The sequence below is a fragment of the Microcoleus sp. D3_18_C4 genome, from assembly GCF_036702355.1.
Classification (GTDB): Bacteria; Cyanobacteriota; Cyanobacteriia; order Cyanobacteriales; family Microcoleaceae; genus Microcoleus.
Map to the genome: position 1 here is coordinate 64,728 of NZ_JAUBTF010000004.1, position 21,508 is coordinate 86,235.

At 43.3% G+C, this 21,508-nt stretch carries 16 protein-coding genes and 2 pseudogenes; 11 read left to right on the plus strand and 7 right to left on the minus strand.

Annotated features, from left to right (window positions below; all coding sequences use genetic code 11):
• The first annotated feature begins 123 nt into the window (after window positions 1–123).
• On the plus strand, window positions 124–1,305 hold the full coding sequence (locus QUA90_RS02940; protein ID WP_333443827.1) for a hypothetical protein: 1,182 nt from the start codon (window positions 124–126) through the stop codon (window positions 1,303–1,305).
• Between the two features lie 643 nt (window positions 1,306–1,948).
• Here QUA90_RS02940 and QUA90_RS02945 read toward each other — a convergent pair.
• Window positions 1,949–2,251 carry a hypothetical protein gene (locus tag QUA90_RS02945; protein ID WP_333304954.1) on the minus strand — a complete coding sequence of 101 codons (303 nt, stop codon included), beginning with the start codon at window positions 2,249–2,251 and terminating at the stop codon, window positions 1,949–1,951.
• A 200-nt stretch (window positions 2,252–2,451) separates the two neighbouring features.
• On the opposite strand from QUA90_RS02945, the gene QUA90_RS02950 reads away from it, so the two are divergent.
• The 7 genes and pseudogenes from QUA90_RS02950 (at window position 2,452) to QUA90_RS02980 (ending at window position 9,053) form a co-directional block, all read left to right on the plus strand.
• The gene (locus QUA90_RS02950) at window positions 2,452–2,754 is read left to right on the plus strand and encodes a hypothetical protein (RefSeq protein WP_333314074.1); all 303 of its coding nucleotides are present in this window, start codon (window positions 2,452–2,454) and stop codon (window positions 2,752–2,754) included.
• Between the two features lie 116 nt (window positions 2,755–2,870).
• Window positions 2,871–3,545 (plus strand): hypothetical protein, encoded by a 675-nt coding sequence (locus QUA90_RS02955; protein WP_333314075.1) that lies wholly within the window; start codon window positions 2,871–2,873, stop codon window positions 3,543–3,545.
• Window positions 3,546–3,792: 247 nt separating this feature from the next.
• A pseudogene (iscB, locus tag QUA90_RS02960) lies at window positions 3,793–4,398 on the plus strand (RNA-guided endonuclease IscB); the annotation flags it as partial.
• Between the two features lie 625 nt (window positions 4,399–5,023).
• Entirely contained in the window at window positions 5,024–6,754 is a 1,731-nt protein-coding gene (gene ltrA / locus QUA90_RS02965) for a group II intron reverse transcriptase/maturase (protein ID WP_333443829.1), read from the plus strand.
• A 122-nt stretch (window positions 6,755–6,876) separates the two neighbouring features.
• A pseudogene (locus QUA90_RS02970) lies at window positions 6,877–7,542 on the plus strand (HNH endonuclease); the annotation flags it as partial.
• A gap of 88 nt (window positions 7,543–7,630) precedes the next feature.
• Window positions 7,631–8,104, plus strand: coding sequence for a hypothetical protein (locus QUA90_RS02975; protein ID WP_333204904.1), 474 nt, complete (start codon window positions 7,631–7,633; stop codon window positions 8,102–8,104).
• 292 nt (window positions 8,105–8,396) lie between these two features.
• Entirely contained in the window at window positions 8,397–9,053 is a 657-nt protein-coding gene (locus QUA90_RS02980) for a response regulator transcription factor (RefSeq protein ID WP_333204906.1), read from the plus strand.
• Here QUA90_RS02980 and QUA90_RS02985 read toward each other — a convergent pair.
• Window positions 9,025–10,224 carry a hybrid sensor histidine kinase/response regulator gene (locus QUA90_RS02985; RefSeq protein WP_333304946.1) on the minus strand — a complete coding sequence of 400 codons (1,200 nt, stop codon included), beginning with the start codon at window positions 10,222–10,224 and terminating at the stop codon, window positions 9,025–9,027. The genes QUA90_RS02980 and QUA90_RS02985 overlap by 29 nt on opposite strands.
• A gap of 208 nt (window positions 10,225–10,432) precedes the next feature.
• Window positions 10,433–12,397, minus strand: a complete 1,965-nt coding sequence (locus tag QUA90_RS02990) for a type IV secretion system DNA-binding domain-containing protein (RefSeq protein ID WP_333304944.1) — start codon at window positions 12,395–12,397, stop codon at window positions 10,433–10,435.
• A 246-nt stretch (window positions 12,398–12,643) separates the two neighbouring features.
• Here QUA90_RS02990 and QUA90_RS02995 point away from each other — a divergent pair, with 246 nt between their 5' ends.
• A complete protein-coding gene (locus tag QUA90_RS02995; protein WP_333314078.1) occupies window positions 12,644–13,732 on the plus strand; it encodes a DUF5895 domain-containing protein in 1,089 nt (362 codons plus the stop codon).
• 190 nt (window positions 13,733–13,922) lie between these two features.
• On the opposite strand, the gene QUA90_RS03000 is transcribed toward QUA90_RS02995, so the two are convergent.
• The 3 genes from QUA90_RS03000 to QUA90_RS03010 form a co-directional block, all read right to left on the minus strand.
• Window positions 13,923–14,498 (minus strand): hypothetical protein, encoded by a 576-nt coding sequence (locus tag QUA90_RS03000; RefSeq protein WP_333314079.1) that lies wholly within the window; start codon window positions 14,496–14,498, stop codon window positions 13,923–13,925.
• Window positions 14,499–14,526: 28 nt separating this feature from the next.
• The gene (locus QUA90_RS03005) at window positions 14,527–16,626 is read right to left on the minus strand and encodes a hypothetical protein (RefSeq protein ID WP_333314081.1); all 2,100 of its coding nucleotides are present in this window, start codon (window positions 16,624–16,626) and stop codon (window positions 14,527–14,529) included.
• 182 nt (window positions 16,627–16,808) lie between these two features.
• Window positions 16,809–17,030: a hypothetical protein gene (locus QUA90_RS03010; protein ID WP_333314082.1), complete on the minus strand. Its 222-nt coding sequence runs from the start codon at window positions 17,028–17,030 to the stop codon at window positions 16,809–16,811.
• Window positions 17,031–17,231: 201 nt separating this feature from the next.
• Here QUA90_RS03010 and QUA90_RS03015 point away from each other — a divergent pair, with 201 nt between their 5' ends.
• Together QUA90_RS03015 and QUA90_RS03020 are read left to right on the plus strand one after the other, a co-directional pair.
• Window positions 17,232–19,244 (plus strand): bifunctional 3'-5' exonuclease/DNA polymerase, encoded by a 2,013-nt coding sequence (locus tag QUA90_RS03015; protein WP_333314085.1) that lies wholly within the window; start codon window positions 17,232–17,234, stop codon window positions 19,242–19,244.
• 193 nt (window positions 19,245–19,437) lie between these two features.
• Entirely contained in the window at window positions 19,438–19,671 is a 234-nt protein-coding gene (locus QUA90_RS03020; protein WP_333195861.1) for a hypothetical protein, read from the plus strand.
• Between the two features lie 152 nt (window positions 19,672–19,823).
• On the opposite strand, the gene QUA90_RS03025 is transcribed toward QUA90_RS03020, so the two are convergent.
• Entirely contained in the window at window positions 19,824–21,497 is a 1,674-nt protein-coding gene (locus tag QUA90_RS03025; protein WP_333314088.1) for an AAA family ATPase, read from the minus strand.
• Window positions 21,498–21,508: the final 11 nt, after the last annotated feature.

Sequence of the window (21,508 nt, forward strand, 5' to 3'; positions counted from 1 at the left end):
AAGCTACACTGTATTCCCAATTTTTTTTACTGTTTTTATTAAACAAGACGCTGCTTGCATCAACATAGAATTGTGCGAACCGCTACTGCGGTTTTTAGGGGTGCATTTTTCAGACTTGCACTCATGAAAAACAAGCTTGTCTTGCCAATCATTGACTCCAAAACTAGAGAGTCAATGCTGTTACATTTCAGAAATCAACCCTATAAACCAAAGAAAAAACAAGCTTTAATCCCCAACCTCAAACGAGATTTAAAGCCGGGCTGGCTTTTAACAATTCTCGCACAAATAGACCGATGTTTGTGGGGAAGGTGGGATTATTGGGCTTTGTGTCAAGCTGTCCCTAGTCATGCCTGGATGCGGTGGAAGATGGAGCCAATGCTAGCCATTCTGGAAAACAGAAAACCCGAAAATTTACCCAAATTTGTAATTGAGGAAACTTTGCCAGCAGAACCGATTCCCCAAATTGAATGGCAGCATTCTCCTGCCGCAGAAGCCATGTTAGATAATAGCCTCAATTGCATTCCCCAACACGGAGAATGGAAAACTTGGTCAGCTTGGGACTATTTGGAGTTTTTCTTGGACTGGGTTTTGTTCGCATTCGGACATCCAGCTTATAAAATGTTACCCAAAGAACCCGCCGGCTGTGAAGGTGCATCAATGCGCCTTTATCAGATGTTTGACCTGTCAATTCTCATGCTGTATCCTGAAGATTATATGGGCAGACTGCTACCCCAAATCTGCGGAAAGACTGCTCAAAAAAGTTCAGGATTTTATCCGACACCCTTAGCTTTGTGCCAGTTGATATCTAAGTTGGTCAGTGGTGATAAGACAGAGCGAATTTCCCGCTTCAATGAACCTGCGTGCGGTACGGGTGCTTTAATGTTAACACAGTCGAATTACTGTCTGAGCGGTATCGGTCAAGATATAGACCCTACTCTGTTAAAATGCGCTTTGTTTCAGTTTTATCTGTTTTCACCTTGGCTGGCTGTTCCGATTTGGTGGTTGGGTCAAACTGATTTGCTCCTTGGCAATAGTTTAAGTAGCGATCGACCCCAATCAACGAACGCCACTTATTGGTATAATGAGTGGTTTGAGCCTGTCGAGTCTCAGGCTAAAAATGATACTGATTGTCCTGTCGAACATGAAATAAGTTCAGGAGAAAGCTCAGAAGTTATTGACTTGAATGATCAGACATCAATTCACTCAAATCCATTAGTTCAAGAAGTTGTTAAGGGCAAACACCGACCCAGAAAGATGACGACATCGCCTCACCAATTTACGCTGTTTAATTTAGACGAGTTCTAGCTCAATACCTACCTATCGAACGATTGTTGTGGTGCAGGTGAAGAGTTGAGTAAATCGCATTTAAGGTTTTTTTCACTGTTAGCAACCAAGCTACCGATATTGCTGGCAAGCTATCACGCATGAGTTCGTAATTCGGAAAGCAACAAGCCGAAGAAAGCGCCGTCAGACACTCAGTTGCGAGCGCGACTACACAACCAATTTAGGGTGCATAAACGTCAGAACCACTAATTTATCAATGTCTATGCACCCTAAATGACTCGCTTGCTTTAGGGTGCATAAACGCCAGAACCACTAATTTATCAATGTCTATGCACCCTAAACATCGGTAATTTAGGGTGCATGGATGCCAAAACCATTAATCTATCAATCGCTATGCACCCTAAACATCGGTAATTTAGGGTGCATGGATGCCAAAACCATTAATCTATCAATCGCTATGCACCCTAAACGCCGATAATTTAGGGTGCATGGATGCCAGAACCAGTAATCTATCAATGTCTATGCACCCTAAACGCCGATAATTTAGGGTGCATGGATGCCAGAACCAGTAATCTATCAATCGCTATGCACCCTAAACGCCGATAATTTAGGGTGCATAAACGTCAGAATTACTAATCTATCAATCGCTATGCACCCTAAAAACTTAAGGCTTGAGCTTGCCCAGATAGAACGAATGATGCGTGCCGCCCTTACGAAATCTCAAGTAGGCATAGGGGCCGCATCCTTTGATTGTCTTGGATTCGATGTATCCCGTACTACCGCGCGCACCAGTAGCAGCCATTTTTTCTTCCCGTTTTTCTTCCCAGTCTGAGTCGGCTTCCAACTCCGACAACCTTTTCTCTTCAGCGTCAATTAGCACGTCAATTGCATCGAGAAGGTACTTGAGCTCTTCCAGCTTAAGTTGATAGCAATCCTGCAACACGCTGTGCAGCGTTGCAATTTTCACGGAACAACTGCGCTTTTTGGGCATAACCAGTCAAATTTATGGGGCAAAAGCGATAGCATACTCTGCAAATATCGAGTCATTGCACCCTAAACTGATAGAGCACAAGCGGGCTAAAGTTTCCACTCACACCTCGTGTCTTGTACAATTTTTAGTATAGGCTTACCGCTTGTTAAAACTGTAGCACAGATATAAGGTCGAGCATGGGACGGAAACAGAGATCGCCTTCAGGCATTGTTTTTCGGGCACGAGTTGCACAACAGACACCAGAAAAACTTGAAAAGCTAGCAGCTTCTATGGGTCACTTGTACGGAGGGAAGGGAAAACCCGGTGCCCTACTAGATATGCTGGCATCGGGAGATTTGGTTCTCGTACCCAAAACCGCAACAGATGTCATCAAATCTGTGGCACAGTTTTTAGAAGAAACCGAGCAGCCAACCGTCAAATTGGATCTTTTGCATGGGGACGGTAGTCAAACAATTCCTGCAGGGTCACAGCAAATCTAGACCAATCTGTTCCTGATCGTGAGCAGATGTGGCTATAAACTTTTAATCCTATTATGCGCTCTCGGACTTTTTCTGCGGCGATCGCCACTATTGCTCAGCCTTTTATGCTCTGAGCAATGTATCTTCTTACTCTGTCCAACCTCAATCAAACTGTCCAGCCTAACCAACTACAAAAACCATCTTTAGTTCCCAACTATCTCCAACAACATTTGCAGCTACTTGTCAAGCAAATTTTAATGGGATTACCTGTTGAGCCAATTCTCAATAACTATCCGCAGTTACAGCAGTGGGTTAACGAACTTAAAGAATTATCGCCAACACTATTTTTACCGCAGCGAAAACTGTTTGTTGACATTACACTTCAAGCAAAACTACACCTAAGAAAGCAGGGAGAAACAGTAAAACACCCTTCCCCTTCATTTAAAGTAATACAAGTTCCTGCAAATGTTGGTTTTGTCAAAGAACGACCAAAGCTATTTGAGTGGGCGATTCGGCATCCTGTAATGACTTGGGAAGACCGGGTAAAGTTATGGGTAGCTGCTCAATTCTTTAAGATAGAGCCTGAAAAGCTGCAACTAATTGTTTTGGCACTGCACCCAACTCAACCTGCACAAAAAGTTAAATTTGTCTGGGACACTAAGCAACATCGACAAACCAGAAATTGGTTGCAAACCCAAATTCATTCTCAAACAATCAGTGAATTTGTTAGTTTCGGTTATGCTTTAGGGGCAAAACCAGAGTCAATAGCAACTGCTATTAATTTCGATGAAATCGATGAAGTTACGCTTTAACTCGTTCAGTCAGTAACTCAGGGCTAAGTGCCACTGAGCTTGTAAGAAATTGCAAGCTATGCTGACCAGCCTAAGATTCTCGAAATCTACGTTATTTGAGTCACGACACCCTGTGGATGCGAAGCTAGTCCCTTGCCCTGTCATCTGCAATTAAACAGCCTTAAAGTCACTGAGGCAGTGTTGCAGGTTTAAAAAGCTCTTATAACATTGGCGAAGCTAACATTACACGCAAGTGGAGGACACAACAATGTCCAATTTTATTTTCGTACTCGATACAAACAAAAGACCACTAACACCTTGCAAACCGTCAATGGCTCGCAAATTGTTAACTGCCGGTAAAGCGGCTGTTTTCAGAATGTTCCCAATCACAATTATCCTCAAAAAGGTGGTAACAGCAACGATTAAATCAATCACTCTCAAATTAGATCCAGGTTCAAAAACTACTGGTATCGCATTATTGCAAGGTGAGAAAGTAATTTTTGGCGCTGAACTAACTCATCGAGGTCAAGCCATCAAAGCAAGTCTTGATTCCCGTCGCGCACTACGTCGAGGGCGACGAAACCGTCATACTCGCTACCGCCGAGCAAGGTTTTTAAACCGTACCCGCCAAAAAGGATGGTTAGCGCCATCCTTGCAGCACCGGGTAGAAACCACCCTAACTTGGGTTAATAAATTACGCAGACTTGCACCAATCAGTTCGATCATTCAAGAGCTTGTCAGATTTGACCTACAACAACTAGAAAACCCAGAAATTAGTGGGCTGGAATACCAGCAAGGTATTTTATGTGGGTACGAAATTCGCGAATATTTATTGAACAAGTGGAATAGGAAATGTGCTTACTGCAACATTGAGTGCGATTCGTTTAACCTAAAATAAGGTCTTAAACCCTTATAGGACGGTTAGCCCAGTTGATGAAACTGGTGACAACTGATTACATTTGCAGGTGAGATTCAGTGAATCAAGTCCTGTCCCGCAAGTGCAGCGGTGAAAGCATAACCCCTAGTTTATTGGGTAGCAACCAATAGGCTAAAGCGGGGTTAAAAAGCAGAACTACTGAAAGCCAAATTCGGTAACTGTCGAGCAAGAGTCCATGCGTAGCGCAAGCAAAGATGTGGTCGAACCATCGTAAGCAGTGATGGTGTAATGGCTCAATCCAGAATAAACCCGTCGAAAGATACGGTAAAGACTGATTAACACCAAGCCAAAAGGCAAGGATAGGGCATAAGCGTTTTCGATAACGACTTATCAGCACCGCCCGTAAACCCGGTGGATAGCATCACGCTAAAGACTCAATCAATGTGTAATCGGAACGAAGTAACCCCTAATTATTTCTGGAAAAGGTCGATAACCAGTAAGTAGCTAACGAATAATAGTCAGGGGCGGGATTGTATCAGAAAGCGAATGCCTCACTGTAATGGTGAGGATATGCTAACAGATACACGGTAATTCCAAAGGAGTAAAACGAGTAGCAATATATATGTCTAATACGCTGAACAATCAGACGGTGGAATGGAAAAACCTAAACTGGCGCAAGCTAGAAAAGGTAACTTTCAAGTTGCAAAAGAGAATATTCCAAGCGAGTAAACGTGGTGATGTTAAAGCAGTTCGTAAACTTCAAAAGACCCTGATTAGGTCTTGGTCTGCAAAGTGTATTGCGGTTCGTAGGGTAACTCAAGACAACAAAGGAAAGAATACGGCTGGTGTGGATGGAGTTAAGGCTCTAACCCCAAAGCAACGTATCAACCTGGTAGGCGAGTTGAAGCTAACCGGGGAGGCAAAACCCACTCGTAGGGTTAATATTCCCAAGCCCGGAACAACGGAAACAAGACCATTAGGAATACCCACAATCAACGACCGAGCTTTGCAAGCGTTAGTCAAACTAGCGCTAGAACCTGAGTGGGAGGCAAAATTTGAGCCCAACAGTTATGGTTTTCGACCAGGACGATCATGTCACGATGCGATCCAAGCAATATTTGACTGTATCAAGCAGAAAGGCAAGTATGTACTAGATGCTGATATTGCCAAATGCTTTGACCGTATAAACCACAAAGCATTACTCGAAAAAATAGGTACATATCCCACCTTAAACCGTCAAATCAAATCCTGGCTCAAGGCGGGACACTGTGACCAGGGCAGTATGTTCCCTTCTAACGAGGGTACACCACAGGGCGGGGTAATTTCGCCCCTACTTGCGAATGTTGCCTTGCATGGTATTGAAGAAAGAGTAAAGCAATACGCGGAAACCTTGGTGATAATCACATCTGGAGGACATAAATTAAACAAACTCCTGAGAAGAGAATCACTGAGCTTGATTCGTTACGCTGACGATTTCGTGATAATTCATCAGGATTTGAACGTAGTTCTAAAATGCCAAGAGATAATTTCTGAATGGTTAAGTGACATGGGATTGGAGTTAAAACCAAGTAAGACAAAATTAACCCATACCCTTAACGAATTAGATGGAAATATTGGGTTTGAGTTTCTAGGATTCCACGTACAACAGCATAAAACGGGTATATACCGATGTGCTAACAATCCATACGGGGAACCACTAGGTTTTAATACACTAATCACACCCTCAAGAACCAAGGTAAAAACACACTTAGCCAAGATTGCAGAAGTAATAGACACCCATAAGACCGCCCCACAAGCTGCTTTAATAAGCAAGCTGAATCCAATAATTAGGGGATGGTCAAACTATTACTCAACGAAGGTTAGCAAGGAAACCTTCTCAAAGGTTGACCACCTAATTTATGACAAGCTAAGAGCCTGGGCAAGAAGAAGGGGGAAAGGGAGCATCAATAAAGACAAATACTGGAGAACAGTAGTCGATAGAAATTGGTGTTTCAGTACAGAAGACGGAATAGAATTACTCACCCATGCAAGTACGCCAATCGTAAGGCATATAAAAGTCAAAGGTGAAGCTAGTCCGTTTGATGGAAACTGGACTTATTGGAGCAAGCGTAGAGGTGAATACCCAGAAACTCCTAACAGGGTTGCATCCTTAATCAAGCGTCAAAAGGGTATTTGTCCTCACTGTGGTTTGTACTTCACCAGTACAGACATTGTAGAAGTTGACCATATTAAACCGACATCGTTAGGTGGAAAAGACACTTATGACAACCTACAGCTTCTACACAAACACTGCCACGACACAAAGACAGCAACAGACGGGTCAATACGCTCTAAAGAAAGTGTTAAAACCTGATAGTTGGTCTTAAATCGTATCCATAACAAGGATGGAATTATCAAGGAGCCGTGTGAGGTGAAAGTCTCACGCACGGTTCTGAAGGAGAGGTTAGGGGGGTAACTCCCTAATCGACTCTAACAAATGTACCCTTGCAAGTTGAACATATTCATCCAAAAGCTAAAGGAGGAAGTAATCGAATTTCTAATCTCTGCCTTGCTTGTGAGAAGTGTAACCAGAAGAAAGGCAGTCAAGATATTCAGCAATTTTTAGCCAAGAAACCTGACATCTTGAAGCACATTCTTGCACAAGCAAAACGTCCGCTCAAAGATGCCGCTGCCGTGAATTCGACCCGATGGGCGTTGTTTTCTCGACTAAAAGAAACGGGGTTGCCCGTTTTGACTGGTTCAGGTGGACTGACAAAGTTTAATCGTACTCGACTGCAACTACCTAAAACTCATTGGATTGATGCTGCTTGTGTTGGTCAACTTGAATCATTGTCTGTAGTCACGAGTAAACCATTACTAATCAAAGCAACTGGACATGGAACTCGTCAAATGTGCCGTACCGATAAATTTGGCTTCCCATCTCGGTACGTTCCGAGAAACAAGTTTGTCAAAGGTTTTCAGACTGGTGACATCGTAAAAGTAATCGTTACCAGTGGTAAAAAGATAGGTGAGTATGTTGGTCGGGTTGCGGTTAGATCGACTGGTTCATTCAATATCTCGGCATCAGAATTGGTGCAAGGGATTAGCCATAAATACTGCAAAACTATTCACTCTAAAGATGGGTACAGCTACTCATTTTGAATTTAAAGATTCAAGGCGATTGAAATCGCCGAGCCGTTTTCCTCTCAGGACTGAAGTCGCTGAGTTTCCCACTTACCGAGTGTTTTTTATGAAAGCTGCGGAATTTGAATGTCCCGTAGTTTGTGAAGAACTTGATTTCTCGGCTAAAAAGCAATCCCTAGGAGAGAAAGGTAGAAAATATGCCCGGATGTTGTCGGGCTGGGCATACAGCGAGTTCTACAAACAACTCAATTCTATTTTGTCGAATCGCGGAATTGAGTTAATTGCAGTCAACCCGGCTTATTCGAGTATTATCGGCTTGGTAAAATACCTAAAAATGTATGGCTTAGCCAGCGATGAATCAGCCGCACTGGTAATTGCTCGCAGGGCTATGAAATTAAGTGAAAAAATACCTCGCTCCTTAACCGCCTATTCCGAGATGAACCCGGAAAAGCACGTTTGGAGCGAGTGGAATCAACTGAATAGAAAAATCAAGCGTTCCGCTGTAATATCACGTCGTTGTGATTATTATAGCGTTTCTAACTGGAGTTTCTTGGTCAATCTCGATACCGAGGAAGCGTAAGCGCGCTTGTAAGAACGTTTAAAGCTTATACCGCAGAGCTTACCCAGGTTTGCCTAGGTTTTTATAAGCGGTCATTGATAGGGAGGTGGACTTCAAGGGAGACTAGCTCAACTATAGTTAATGTACCTCCTCCCTACGACTCTCAAACCAAAGACAGACTAGCAGTATTAAAAATCTTCCCAACAGATGAGGACAATACTAGCTTACAAGTTCAACAATTTAGGAACGAGCTAAAGCTTTCTGTCAAATTTCGGCAGAAAGTTCGCCTCCTACCTTTAATCTGGAGAAAAAAATGATCGCTGGAGTAAAAGCAACCAAACCATCAACCATCCTAATTGTCGAAGACGATCCCATGATGCAATTGGGACTATCACGACTCCTAGCAACAGAACCTCAATTTACTATTGTCGGGCAGGTAGAAGATGGCAATTCAGCAATAGATGTAGCTTCAAAGCTAAAACCCGATATTATCCTCATGGATATTGGCTTACCTGATATCGACGGCATTGCTGCTGCCAGTCAAATAAAAGCATTGCTACCCCATACCCGCATCCTCATGCTAACTTCACACACCAGTGATACAGAAGTATTGGCTTCCTTATCTTGTGGAACAGAGGGTTATTGCATTAAAGGGACTAGCACAGAACAGCTATTAACAGCCATCAATGCTGTCCGAGAAGGTAGCACCTACCTAGACGCTAAAATTGCCACTTGTGTCATTCAAAATCTCAGAAAACCCACAACCAACTGCGAAGAATCCCTGTTTACCGCGCGAGAATTGACGGTATTAAAACTAATGGCAGAGGGCAAAAGCAATAAAGATATCGGTTATCAACTGCACTTAAGCCCTAATACTATCAAAGGTTACATTAAAGCGATTTTCAACAAAATGGAGACTAACGATCGCGTACAAGCTGCGGTTATTGCCCTGCGTAGTGGTCTGGTTTAAACACTGGCAAAGTGAACCAAAAAGTAGTACCCTTACCTAGCTCACTCTCTACACCAATTTCTCCACCATGCGCCTCGACTATTTGCTTCGAGATGTAAAGCCCTAAGCCAACCCCAGCAGTACGCTTAACACCACTACCTCGCACGTACAGTTCAAACAATGAAGCACAATGCTCTGATTTTATTCCCACCCCATTATCTCTCACCGTGCAGCGTAGATAAGAGGCCTCTGGCTCCAGCGATGCACCTAATGTTAACGTAAATCCAATTGGATTGTATTTGAGAGCATTGCCAATCAAATTTTCAAAGACTCGCCTGAGCTGAGCGGAATCGGCATTAACTAAAGGTAAATCAGGAGTAAATTGATAATTGAGGACAACTTGGCGTTTTGCCAACATTAATTCCCACTCTAAGAGAATGCTGCGTGTCAAACTGTAGAGATCCATTGGCTGTAACTCCAAAGGGACACCTACAATATCACCCTGCTGCATTTCAATCAGAGAATTAATCAGTTTGATTTGGCGCAAACAGCTTTGCAGGATACTTTCTAAACTTGACTTATCAATAACAACTTCATTTTCTCCTACCACTTTCTTCGGTTTAACTGACTGCTCTTTGAGGAAACATTGCAAAATAATTGACATTCCTGTAATGGGATTTCGCAAGTCGTGGGAAACAGCGTGCATAAAAACTTTCAAACCCATTTCAGCCTGTTGTCTTTCCTGAATTTCCTGAGCGAGTTGGCTATTTTGTGTAACCAGTTGTTTGTTAGCACAAAGAAGTTGCTGCTGCAATCGGCTCATTTTTAGCTGAGCTTCCACTCGTACCAGCACTTCCATCGGCTCAAAGGGTTTAATAATGTAGTCAGCGCCACCTGTTTCAAACCCTTTTACTTTGTCAAAAATATCATCCAAAGCACTAATAAAAATAATCGGAATTTCTGCCGTATTCTCTTGTGCTTTTAAGTGACGGCAGACTTCATAGCCATCCATCCCTGGCATTTTTACGTCCAACAAAATTAAGTCGGGAGGCTGGAGGCTCACTGCTTTTAACGCTCGCTCTCCACTAATGACCTTCCTGACTTTGTAGCCACTTTCAACCAGCACTTTAGACAGTAAGTGAATGTTGTCACGGCTGTCATCTACAATCAAAATATCAGCTTTTATTTGCATAATTTAAGAGGGGGAGGGGGAAGGGGAAGGGAAGGGGAAGGGGGGAGAAAGGGAAGGGAGGGGATTAGAGGTTTACTTCCTACTCACTTCTTTGTACTTTTGAGAAGGCGAGGGGAAAGGAGAAGGAAGGATAAATTTTCGCTTTTCTTTATTCAATAAAAGCAGGATTTACGCAATTGGTACATTATCCCCAAATAATCAGCTTTTTCTACCCTTCCCCTTCCCCTTCCCCCTCCCCTTCTTTCCCAATCTCAGCATTTAGCAGTTTCTTCCTAAGACTGCTAAAAATTAATGCTTCCGCAGCCAGAGACTTAGAAGAATTGGCAACATTCCTAACCTCCACCTCTCCAGTTGTCACTGGTTCATCTGGGTCATTGGGATGAGGCAGCATTTTTTCAGCAGCTCGAATCCGATTTTCCAATTCCTGATCGATATTAATTAATTGTCCTGTCAATCGGTTAACAGACAGCAAGGCTGCTCTTTGAGACAACTGCGGACAGATATGACTGTCCCAGAGAGCTTCTGACTCTTTAGCTTGCTTTAAGTCTCGTTGTCGAACCGGGATTTTCAAGGAATAGGGAAACAGAGCTTCTGAATCCGAACTGTAAGCCGGTGAAGTGATAACGCACTTCCCTTGCGGAAACCTCAGAATCTCATCGGCACTCAAAAGCGGTTTCTTTTGCAACTGCTCGCTCCAATTGACAGAACGGCTTGTTTGTTGCCCCGTCGAGCTACCTGTAGAGCGATTTTTTACCAGCACTTCCACTTCCCCATACCGCTTAGAATACTTCTCCGCTGTATCAAAATCACCGGGGTTGAACAACACATGAGTTGACAAAGCACTTGCGATCGCCGCCCCTTTTTTATCCCCATAGAGATTATAGAGTTGATTGAGGGATTGAATGCCAACAATCGGCACGCCACCAGCCGAACGATATTCGTTAGCCCACTGATCCATTCTATCGAACTTGAGAGACGGAAACTCATCGAGACAGTACACAAATGGGTCAGAACGTACTCGACTCAAATTAGACACTACACATAAGTGAATAGCAGCAGCTAATAGCGGCCCCACTACAGTGCGCCTTTGGTCGTCTAATTTAAAAATAATGCACTTTTTGCCCGACAAAACAATGGGAATTGTACTGTGACCAATAAATGCCCGCAGCAAATCTTTTTGAATAAAACTTGAATAAGTTGCCTCTGCACTTGCCTTGATACCCGCCACTGTTTTTTCAGCATCTTTTGAACTTAATAACTGTGAAAAACTAGAGGCAATCCACCTGTCCATTTTGAGAGGATGACCCTCCGGGCGGTGGACAGCATGGTGAATGCGACTAACTAAATCGGGAAGCTGAATAATCGCATAAACAAAAGCCAAATCCGGGTAAGGACTGCCTTTTGCTAACTGCACTAAACCCTTCGCCATTAACTCCCCTGCTTTCTCAAAAAACTCATTACCTTTACTCTCTCCCGGACTTGCATTGCGAGCAATAACTTGCCCAATTTCTGCTGCCATTACAGCATCTTGTGCATCCCTCATAAAATCCAGAGGATTAATAGTACCACTGTAAGCTTCCCCCGGTGCAAACACTTGCACGTCATAGCCGTAGCGCACTGCCAGGGGCGCGTGCAGCTTCATCTGGTCTCCTTTTTTATCGTAAATAATCACAGGAAAGCCTTGCTGAAATGCACTCTCAACCATCCGATCAATCACACTAAAGGTTTTGCCAGAACCCGGAGCACCAATTACTAAAGTACCGCGTTCAGCATGAGGAAACCAAACAGTAGGATTTGCGCCTAATAGCGTTTGTAACTGAGCGCTCAATACCTTTATATTTTTGAACCAATAAGTCGGCGTGCCGCTCCATAAAGTAACGGGTTGCCGCTTTTTTTCTTTCATTTGTTTGAGCGCTAAACTGGTCGCTGCCATCTTTTCAGCCGTACCGCACAACCGACCGGAAGTAACTTTCCCTTTGCCACTTCCAATGATCTTGGAGAAAACAAACAAAGCTAGTAATAAGCCTAGCATTGAAAGTCCTTCTGGATTGATAAATTGACCAATCAAACCCTTGAAGTCTATACCAATAAGCGGGCGTTTAGTGACAGGCTGGGTTTGGACTTGAAGCACTAATTTTGGGTTGTTTTGAGAAAACAATTGAAGATTTTTCATAGGAAGGGGAAGGGGAAGGGGAAGGAAAAACTAGGTTATTGGGGGAGGGGGAAAGGAGAAGGGGAAGAAGAAGGCTGCGCCGTGAGATATACCGAACGGAAAAACAGGTTATTGTTAGCTTTTATTGCTACTAAGCTGTCATCTACAAACCTGCAATCTGCTGTATCCTTCCTTCCCCTTCCCCTTCTACATTAAAAGAACGGCTATCGCCTATGAAGGGTTGATAACGACTCAAATAAGTAAATAATGGTCAGAACTAATAACGCCACACCCCAAACAAAGACTAAAATATCAACACCTAAAAGTGCAAAGGAAGCTACTCAAGAAAACACAACTTCTGAAGCATATCAAGTTGACCCAGAACTATTCGGCAGTGGATACAATCAAGCACGCAAACCGTCTTTACCCTACGGTATTGTCATCAATGACAACCCTGCTGGCATCTTAATTCCTACTGACCAACTCATCAAAGCTGAGTGGTACTCCATCCCGTCTGAATCAGACTTAACAACAGTTGAGTTAACTGAAGAAGTGACAGGATTGCTGCTCCAAAAAGTGAAAATTTTGGTATTAGCTTTTATGCCAGAGTACATTCGATACAAGGATATTGAAGAAAATGGTGAATTAGCTGGTGCATTTGTTGGATTGTATGACGAATACCGCCATAGTTTCAACAAAAAGATGCAGGAAGTCTGTTCAGAACACGCTCTCATTTTCTTAAATTCCCAGAATTTACCATTGCACAAATCCCCCATAGTAGTGCGGTTCAAAAATGTATCTCTTTGGAGCTTTAAGAGTGCTAGAGAAGAGTTTTATCGCAACTTAGAAAGGGCATTTGCTGATTACTTTGAGGTAGAATACAGTGGCAAAAATGACCGATGGCGCTCATTAGGAGTTTTGAATGTTCACTTCCGAGCTATCAAAGAAGGGGAAGGCAAAAATAAATCGTTCTGCTGCAAAACTTACAGCATTACTAAGCCAACTCAGGCGAATTTGCCTAAACTATATCTCGGTAAGCCGAAGCAGAAAAAAGAGGTTTGGAATTTACACAATAGCATTGGTGGCTTTCTTGAAGCTGGAGAAGCTCAATTACCAGCTTTAGCGGCTGATACTGATAACCAACCAGAACGTTCAGCATCCCTTAAAGTTCAGGTGTTGCCTGCTTTAAGTAAAAATTCAGACCACCGTAAAGGTCAAGCGAAAAGTCAATCCAAGCTACCTCGTAAAATAGCACAAGTTGAGTCAGAATTTGATACAGAACTAGAGGAATTGGATGACTTTGAAGAACCGACAGAGGTTCAAATTGAGGTGGATGGAGAAACTGACCTTGATTAAGTTTTGAAGAACAGAGGGAAGGGGAAGGAAAGATAATTTTAGCTTTCCTTTCTTCAATCAATACTTCGGAAAGTTTGGGGAAAATGACTACAAGGGTTAATTGGCTCTTGGTGGTAATTTTTCTCAAACTCTTATCCTGTCGTTGGTCATCAAAAACTGTCCGATACTCTCCATTCTGCATTCCCCTTTTCTATGTCAATTGATAGACAAGCCCATTATAGCAAAACTTCAGCCTGCGTTGGCTTTTTTTCACGAGTTGGTTGACCAGTAAACAGGGCAATTCCACGTCACCTTGTTCGCCTCTTTCAACTTCAAATAAAGCTGTTTTTGGGGCAATATTGGGGTTAAGGTAAGCTGTGAAAACTTCACTCTGAGCCTGATTTTTATCATTAGGGATTAAGTAGCCAACGTAAAGACAGCCCATCTTGCCACACAGCTTGGAATTGTTAAAGTCGTACAAATTTAGTTGACCTTTCTTACCCGTCACTTGTTCGACACGCATAGTGGCGATCGCTTCTTTTGGCTCCAAAATACTGCCATGAGATTGTACAATCTCGATCAAGGTTTCTGGGGGAACAATTCTACTAGCTTTCTCCCAGGATAATTGAGAAAAAGTTGTCTCGCTACTTGCACTACAAGCTGCGGTTCCCAATAGCATGGCTAAACCAATAAAGATTGTTAAACCAATGCGAAACCAATAGCCAGCCCGATTCAACCAAGCTGGGGGTTTACTGCATTTGACTACCTGTTCATTCAAGTCTTGCATATTTTCCTCTATTCAGACACTAATAAATTCAATGAGTGAGTGTAGTTGCCGCTATTGCTACTGCTAAACCCAAGATGACTTGTAGTAGGAATGATTGTTTCGGGCGTACTGAAAATTCTCCCCTAAAGAACTTTATTGACCCTAAAACCATGCTGATAGTCGCGGCTATTGGCAACCAACGAGTACGCCAACTCCATGTCTCACCGCCAGAGTGGTTGCTGATCGAACTCGAAATGCAACTGCTATTGTTGCGGTTATAGTTGTAAAGCGTTTTGACTTTTTCTCCGTACTGCTTAAGCGAGTAGCCTCCTAAAATATCCGAGTAGCTGGCATCCACCTTACTGCTAGAACCGCCAAAGTGCTTTTGTGCCACTCGTTCAATTAAGCGATCGCCACTGAATAACTGCGTACTTCTCGGGTCAATTTCCTGCTGCGTGCCAACTACACTCTCAGCCAGAGAATTTTGCAAAACCCGATCTTGAACCGCTGGGGGAAAGTATTGAAAAAGCTCCTCTGAAGTAGGCTGGGTGCCACTATTAACTTTTTTGAGGAACTCCGCACCCCCAGGTACAGAAGCGATCGCCTCCTGCACATCTTCCCGGTAGCTCATCAATTGATAGCGACCGAATGCCCGCCCGCAGTTGCGATCGCCATCTGCACAGGTAGCAGTACCGATTGCTTCGTAGTCACCACTACCTGCACTTTCCAAATTGGCGATCGCCTCGGATAAAGCAGCCACATCAACATTGTTAATGTAGGTGGCAGGTTGGACGCAATCTCCCTTTGATTCGGGAATGGCCTTCTTTGTGGGCAGACGGTTTTGTTTAAGCTGAGACGGCTGTTGATTTGAGCCTTTTGGTTGGGAAAGTTTTGGTGAGGATACAGCATCAGTAGGGCGAGAAATACTGTTAGAAGCACCCCCCTCCACTTTGCCAACAAAGATAGGGGAATTTGTTTGGTAGGACAAGAACGGAAATGGGCCAATAATGTAAGGCGATTTCCCACAAGGCAAACTAAACCTGAAGTACAGAGCCGTGTCAACAGTATCGCTGGTTTCTGATGGCTCCATTACCACTACTTTAAACGCATCTCCAAAGGGATGCCGACCCGTTGGTTCCCAACCAGCCAAACAGCCAGAACCGCCTTGCACTTCCTGATATTTACCGCTAATCCACTGCTTCCCTTCCAGTTTTGATGCAAGCTTGCGACCGCTGTTTTCTAAGTCATCAAGTTCAATGTAAGCGCAATCTTTCTCGCACGCTACCGCAAATCCTTCTACGTTAGAACCTGAGATTGTATTAGAGCGCTTACTTTCAGCCGTCCCATAGATCATGTCAATTCGCATCGCAGTTAAACCCAGTTCTCCCACAGGAATTGGGAAACTGCTCAAAGGCACTTGATTGAGTAAGGGAATGTCAGCAATCCGCTCTGATATCCATCCCTCAAACTGTTCTAAATTGACACTTGACAAAGAGGGAATGTCCATTAAAGAAAACCCAGAAAGGTCGATTTGGTTGAGAGAAGCTTCAGCGAACTGGGGAAATTTAGACATAAGTTGACTGAGCGGGAGTTCGCCAGCATTAGAGACATTGATGAGCGAAGTTTGAGAAGCTAAAGATGCAAGAGGGGCAACTTCTTTCAATTTGAAAGAGCTTAAATTCGGCACAATTTGGATGAGCTTCTCTACCTTTTGTCTGCCCAAGAGTGGAAATGCTGCTAGAGAGATATTTTCTAGGTTTGTTCCTCCTGTTGCTAACTGTTCAATGCTTTCAAGAGAAAGAATTTCTGGTTTGAGAGCTTCGCTGAGGTCTCCGAGTTGCAAGATTTGGTCAGGAGTGTTGCCTTGTGACCAACTCCGGCCTCCCCAACTAGATGAATTAGAAACTGGTGGTAAGCTGCTAAAAGTAATTTGGCTCCAGTCAGGCAATAAAACTCTTGTAGCAGACTTTTGTTGGTCATTACCAGGAATTTCCCAGATCCGAACTGGTAAGGAATTTAACTCAGAAGCATTAGCAATCCCTGGGAATTCCAGTGCTAGTGCAACAGAAATTAACCCAATTGCTGTAGCTCTTATTAAGAGCCAAATTAACTTATTCAGGTCAAAGCGAACATTATTTAGCACTTTCATAGCATTGGCAGTTCCAATAAGTAGAGCGGTTTTCAGTTGCCTGATAACAGGGTAGTTGCTAATTGCTAATTGCTAATTGCTAATTAAAAGCAGTACCTACCCAATTGAAAACTGCTATAAGTGGGAAGGTTGGGTTGCCTATGTTATGAGTGTCATAAAGCTGCCCTTCCCACTCCCAACTGTTAAATTTCTAGCTCTAACTGTGGATTGGGATGAGATGCTGTGTCCGTCCAAGCATGATCGGCTAGATTAGACTCGTCGTACACATTTTCTTGATAGCCGTCTTCAAAGTTACCTTGTTGAGATTTCTGAGGTAGTGAATAGCCGGCTGATTGATAGCCCTCTGACTGGTAGCCAGAAGTGTTATAGCTTGATGTGGATTCGTCTGGGTAATGAGGGTTCATAACAATACAGGAAACTAGAAAACACTTCTAGCCTAAGTTAACGATAAAACGAATGCCATCACCACAATCGACAATATTTGATAGCTCAACTGGATCGATCCTAATGGAGGGGGATAGGTTTAACTATAAACAACAATCTTCTTTAGCAATAGCTTGCTACCGATTGCGGTTGCCAACAAACTATTAACTAATCCTGGCATTATGAATTCTTTACCTATCCATCCTCAAAACCTGTACGAGAAACTATTAACTAATCCACCTTATTCGTGGTTTCCATCATCAGAATTTGTTTTAGAAGAAATGTTAAAATATGCTCAAGTCACTCCTGGCATTGTAGCGTTAGATCCGACAGCCGGAGAAGGCGCTGTTGCTAGAAAATTGCAATCTGCTGGAGCCGTTGTCGATGTCATTGAAATTAATCCTTCTCCCCCTCAAATGAAACTTAACCTAGTTCAAACTCCTTATCAACTGTTAAATAGTGGTTCAGAATTAGAATTAGCTCTTAAACCATTTCAACAAGCTTCATGCTTTGGACTCGACTGCGAAACCGCTTTTGGAATTGACCCATACCGAGCTAAAGTTCGCCTCGTACAGCTTGCTATTCCCGGTATGCCAGTAGCGATCGTCGATCTCTTTGCGATCGCGCCCACCGATCTCAGCCCCCTGCGCTCCCTCTTAGCCGGAAATGCCCTCAAAGTTGGACATAACCTCAAGTTTGACTGGCTGATGCTGACTAGGGCTGGGCTTTCACCATCCAAGCCTTTTTTTGATACTTATCTGGCTTACCGGGTGCTGACAGCCGGACTCAAGCGCACTTCGTCTCTGGAAGCTGTTGCTGATAAATTGCTGAAAGTTAAGCTAGACAAAGCACAGCAGGTTAGCGACTGGTCGGGAGAACTGAGTAGAACTCAACTGCAATATGCTGCTACTGATGCTGCAATTTTACTACCGCTATGTGAGGTACTTCACCGCCAGCTTTATTCAGCAGAACTTTGGCAGACTGCGAAACTAGAATTTGCCTGTTTGCCTGCGGTGGCTTCTATGGAACTAAATGGAATGCTTTTAGATAGAGAACAGTGGGGTATTTTAGGAGAGAAACTCGCGACTAAACGCGATTCCCTTTTAAGACAAATTAATTCACAACTCCATCGACCTAACCCTCATAAACAAATCTCTCTACTGCCGGAATTTACAGATACAATTAATCCTCGTTCTCCGAAACAAGTCTTAGTGGCTTTGCAAGAGAAAGGCATTCCTGTTACTTCCACTAATTCTCAACACTTAATTCCTTTGCAGGGCGAGTATCCCGTTATTCAAGCACTCTTAGAATATCGCAGTTTATTTGCTCGCATCAACACTTTTTCTCTGGGTTTACCAGAACATATTCACCCAATTACAGGGCGCATTCATCCTAATTGGTTTCAGATTGGTGCTAGGTCAGGGCGGTTTAGTTGTCGAAAGCCTAATTTAACAAATATCCCCAGAGATAAAGAAACCAGGCAGTGTTTTAAAGCTGCACCCGGTTACGTATTACTTAAAGCTGATTACAGCCAGATTGAACTGCGAATTATGGCGAAAGTGTCAGGGGATATTAGGATGGTGAAAGCTTACTCTCAAGGAGAAGATTTGCATTCTTTGACAGCTTCCTTGGTGTTGGGAAAACTTTTAGCTGAAATTACTATCGAAGATAGACAACTCGGCAAAATTATTAACTTCGGTTTAATTTATGGCATGGGAGTTAGGAAATTTAAGCTTATGGCTCAAGCAGAGCATGGAGTCATTTTAACGCTGGAACAAGCTTCGTACTTTCGTAAGAAGTTCTTTGAATCCTATACAGGTATCAAACAATTTCACGCCAAAGTTCGGAGTGCATGGAGCCGAGGTATTCGAGAAAGTCGCACCGTTTTAGGCAGAAGGAGATTATGGTCAAAAGAGACTAAGCCGTTACTTAATGAGATGTTAAATAACCCCATTCAAGGGATGAGTGCTGACATTACTAAACTCGCTCTTGCTCTATTGTTTAAGCCTCTAAGTTACACGGGGGCGAGACTGGTTTGTGTCGTTCACGATGAAATTTTAATCGAGTGTCCTTTTGAAAAAGTGTCGTCAGTTAAAGCAATGCTTGAAAAATGTATGGTGAGAGCCGGGAATAAGTTTCTTTCTCCGATTCCTTGCCAAGTAGAAATTAATGTGATTGAAAGTTGGGGAGGGTAATAGATTAAGGGGCGACGATTTTTGATCTCGTTTTTGGTTACATTTAATCATTAAAAAACCGCAGAGGCACAGAGAACGCAGAGAAAGAGAAAAAGAGGACTAATTCCGATGTAAGCAAATTTGATATTACCCAACCTCCCACCCATAAACAACGATTGTTGTGGTGCAAGTGAAGATTTGAGTTCAAATCAAAATGAATGTAATTCTCACAGTTAGCAACAAAGCCGCAAATATTGTTGGTAAACTATCAAAATATGCCATTGCTATGCTGCAACAAGCTGAATATAGCGTTATCAGGCAGGAGGGCGATCGCGGCTACACGACCAATGCTTTAACGGTTCCGCTTGAAGCAGAAACTGGATTAACTTGGCAGGGAGTCAAACTATGCCTTGAAAATTGCGGCTACCACGTCCAAGTTAAGTCTTAGCTTATACGATAACCAGTGCATCTGTTGTTAACCGGATGTACTGGTTATTATTAAACCGAGATACAGACTGGACGATTCTACTAGAACGGTGTATCCAGCCTGTATCCCGGTTTGACATTTCAATATCACTAAACGGAGAGTCTAATCCTTAATCAAATTGGATCGTAAGCAGGTGGCCGGTACTCAAACAATTCTTGTTCTCCTGCTGCAAACAAAGAGCGATCGCGACCAGTTGCAGGTCGAGCAAAGGACGCTTTATTACGAATCCCCTGGATATCTTCAGAAGAACGCTCAGACGACAGCACAAACTGAGTTCTCTGATAACGCAGATCGGCCAATTCAATTTTACCAGGTCGCCCTTCACAATAAGCTCGCTCAGCACAGCGTTTAACTGCGATCGCAATTTCAGCACTCGTTGCTCCCGCATAATCAGATAGTAGTGAATACCACTGCCTGTCGCTCCAAAGGTTCTCTTTTCCTTCCCCAAACTGCTCTGGGAAATACTTAGCTAAGTGCAAATTGAAAATCTCATAGCGAGCGCCGCTGTGTGGCAAATCGACAAACCAGATTCCGCCGTCGTCAAATCTGCGGATAAGTTCAGCCGGCAGCATTTCTAAGCGGTTAACAGTAGCTAACATTAACACGGGGCTTTCATGCTCCTGCATCCATGTGAGCAATTTCTGCGACAGCCGCCTAGCTACACCGCCATCAGCATTTGATTCCCAGCCAGAAAAACCCTTGTCAAAATCGTCAAAAAACAGCACGCAGCCGCCCAAATTATCGGCTGTATCCAGCATTTTGTTGAGAGCGCGATCGGGATTAGAAGAACCTAGAATATTGCCCCAACTTGCTGCTAAAAGCGCATAACCTAGCTTCTTAGCAGCTAGCTTTGCACTCAAACTTTTGCCCGTCCCCGGCGGCCCCCACAGCAGCATTCCTTTGGGAGGTCTGAGGTGATATTTCTTGGCATCAGCTTCTGACAGCTTTACGACTTCGCTCAAATAAGCGTCTAATAAATCTAAACCGCCAGCATGAGGCACGTCTGGAGAAGCAATGAACTCCAACCCCTGGTCTCGAAGTTGCGATATTTTATGCTCCAATACCAACTGTGCGATTTGGACAACTGAAGCGGTCACAGAGAGCGATCGATCTAACACCAATTCAATTTCAGCAGTTGGCAGCCCTAGACTAGACACAGCCAGCCGCTTTTTAGCAGCTACCGCATCTAAACCAAAATCAAGGGAACAATTGCGATCGCAAAAATTATCTACAAGAACTTCGACTTCAAAACGATCGGGTAACGGACATTTGAGTAGAGGAATTAATGGACTTAGCTTTGATGGCAGTTGGATGTACTCGCCCAGCAGTACCCAATATTGGTCGGCCCAACGCCCTTTCAGCTCAAAGAATGCGTTAGCCAATTGAGAATAACGTCGGACAAGAGGCTGTTCGGTACTGTCTGACTCCAAAATGTCCTCTAACAAAAAGATACCGGGGCAGTCATTTTCCAGCAGAAATTGCAGGACATCACTCTCGACAGATAGCTCAGTTTTACATAAGACGCATTCACTATTATACATCTGGGAAATATCTGAAACGCTTGTCCTATCTGAATGACAACCTAAAGTCGGGAGATGTTTATCTAAACACCGCACCTGTTGAAGAGTTGCATAGCCAGGATTCCAATAATAAACAGGTAAACAACACTCACTGGCGTACTGATGAAATGATGACAAGATTTTTTGGCGATCGGCACTGTAATATTCGAGGGCAACAATGGGAGTTTGAATAACTCTTAAATTTGACCAATTATTGAAATTTTTCATGATTCATATAC

Coding starts and splice junctions, on each gene's coding strand:
- QUA90_RS02940 (WP_333443827.1), top strand. CDS start 124: ATGAAAAACAAGCTTGTCTTGCCAATCATTGACTCCAAAACTAGAGAG.
- QUA90_RS02950 (WP_333314074.1), top strand. CDS start 2,452: ATGGGACGGAAACAGAGATCGCCTTCAGGCATTGTTTTTCGGGCACGA.
- QUA90_RS02955 (WP_333314075.1), top strand. CDS start 2,871: ATGTATCTTCTTACTCTGTCCAACCTCAATCAAACTGTCCAGCCTAAC.
- ltrA (WP_333443829.1), top strand. CDS start 5,024: ATGTCTAATACGCTGAACAATCAGACGGTGGAATGGAAAAACCTAAAC.
- QUA90_RS02975 (WP_333204904.1), top strand. CDS start 7,631: ATGAAAGCTGCGGAATTTGAATGTCCCGTAGTTTGTGAAGAACTTGAT.
- QUA90_RS02980 (WP_333204906.1), top strand. CDS start 8,397: ATGATCGCTGGAGTAAAAGCAACCAAACCATCAACCATCCTAATTGTC.
- QUA90_RS02985 (WP_333304946.1), bottom strand. CDS start 10,224: ATGCAAATAAAAGCTGATATTTTGATTGTAGATGACAGCCGTGACAAC.
- QUA90_RS02990 (WP_333304944.1), bottom strand. CDS start 12,397: ATGAAAAATCTTCAATTGTTTTCTCAAAACAACCCAAAATTAGTGCTT.
- QUA90_RS02995 (WP_333314078.1), top strand. CDS start 12,644: ATGGTCAGAACTAATAACGCCACACCCCAAACAAAGACTAAAATATCA.
- QUA90_RS03000 (WP_333314079.1), bottom strand. CDS start 14,498: ATGCAAGACTTGAATGAACAGGTAGTCAAATGCAGTAAACCCCCAGCT.
- QUA90_RS03005 (WP_333314081.1), bottom strand. CDS start 16,626: ATGAAAGTGCTAAATAATGTTCGCTTTGACCTGAATAAGTTAATTTGG.
- QUA90_RS03010 (WP_333314082.1), bottom strand. CDS start 17,030: ATGAACCCTCATTACCCAGACGAATCCACATCAAGCTATAACACTTCT.
- QUA90_RS03015 (WP_333314085.1), top strand. CDS start 17,232: ATGAATTCTTTACCTATCCATCCTCAAAACCTGTACGAGAAACTATTA.
- QUA90_RS03020 (WP_333195861.1), top strand. CDS start 19,438: ATGAATGTAATTCTCACAGTTAGCAACAAAGCCGCAAATATTGTTGGT.
- QUA90_RS03025 (WP_333314088.1), bottom strand. CDS start 21,497: ATGAAAAATTTCAATAATTGGTCAAATTTAAGAGTTATTCAAACTCCC.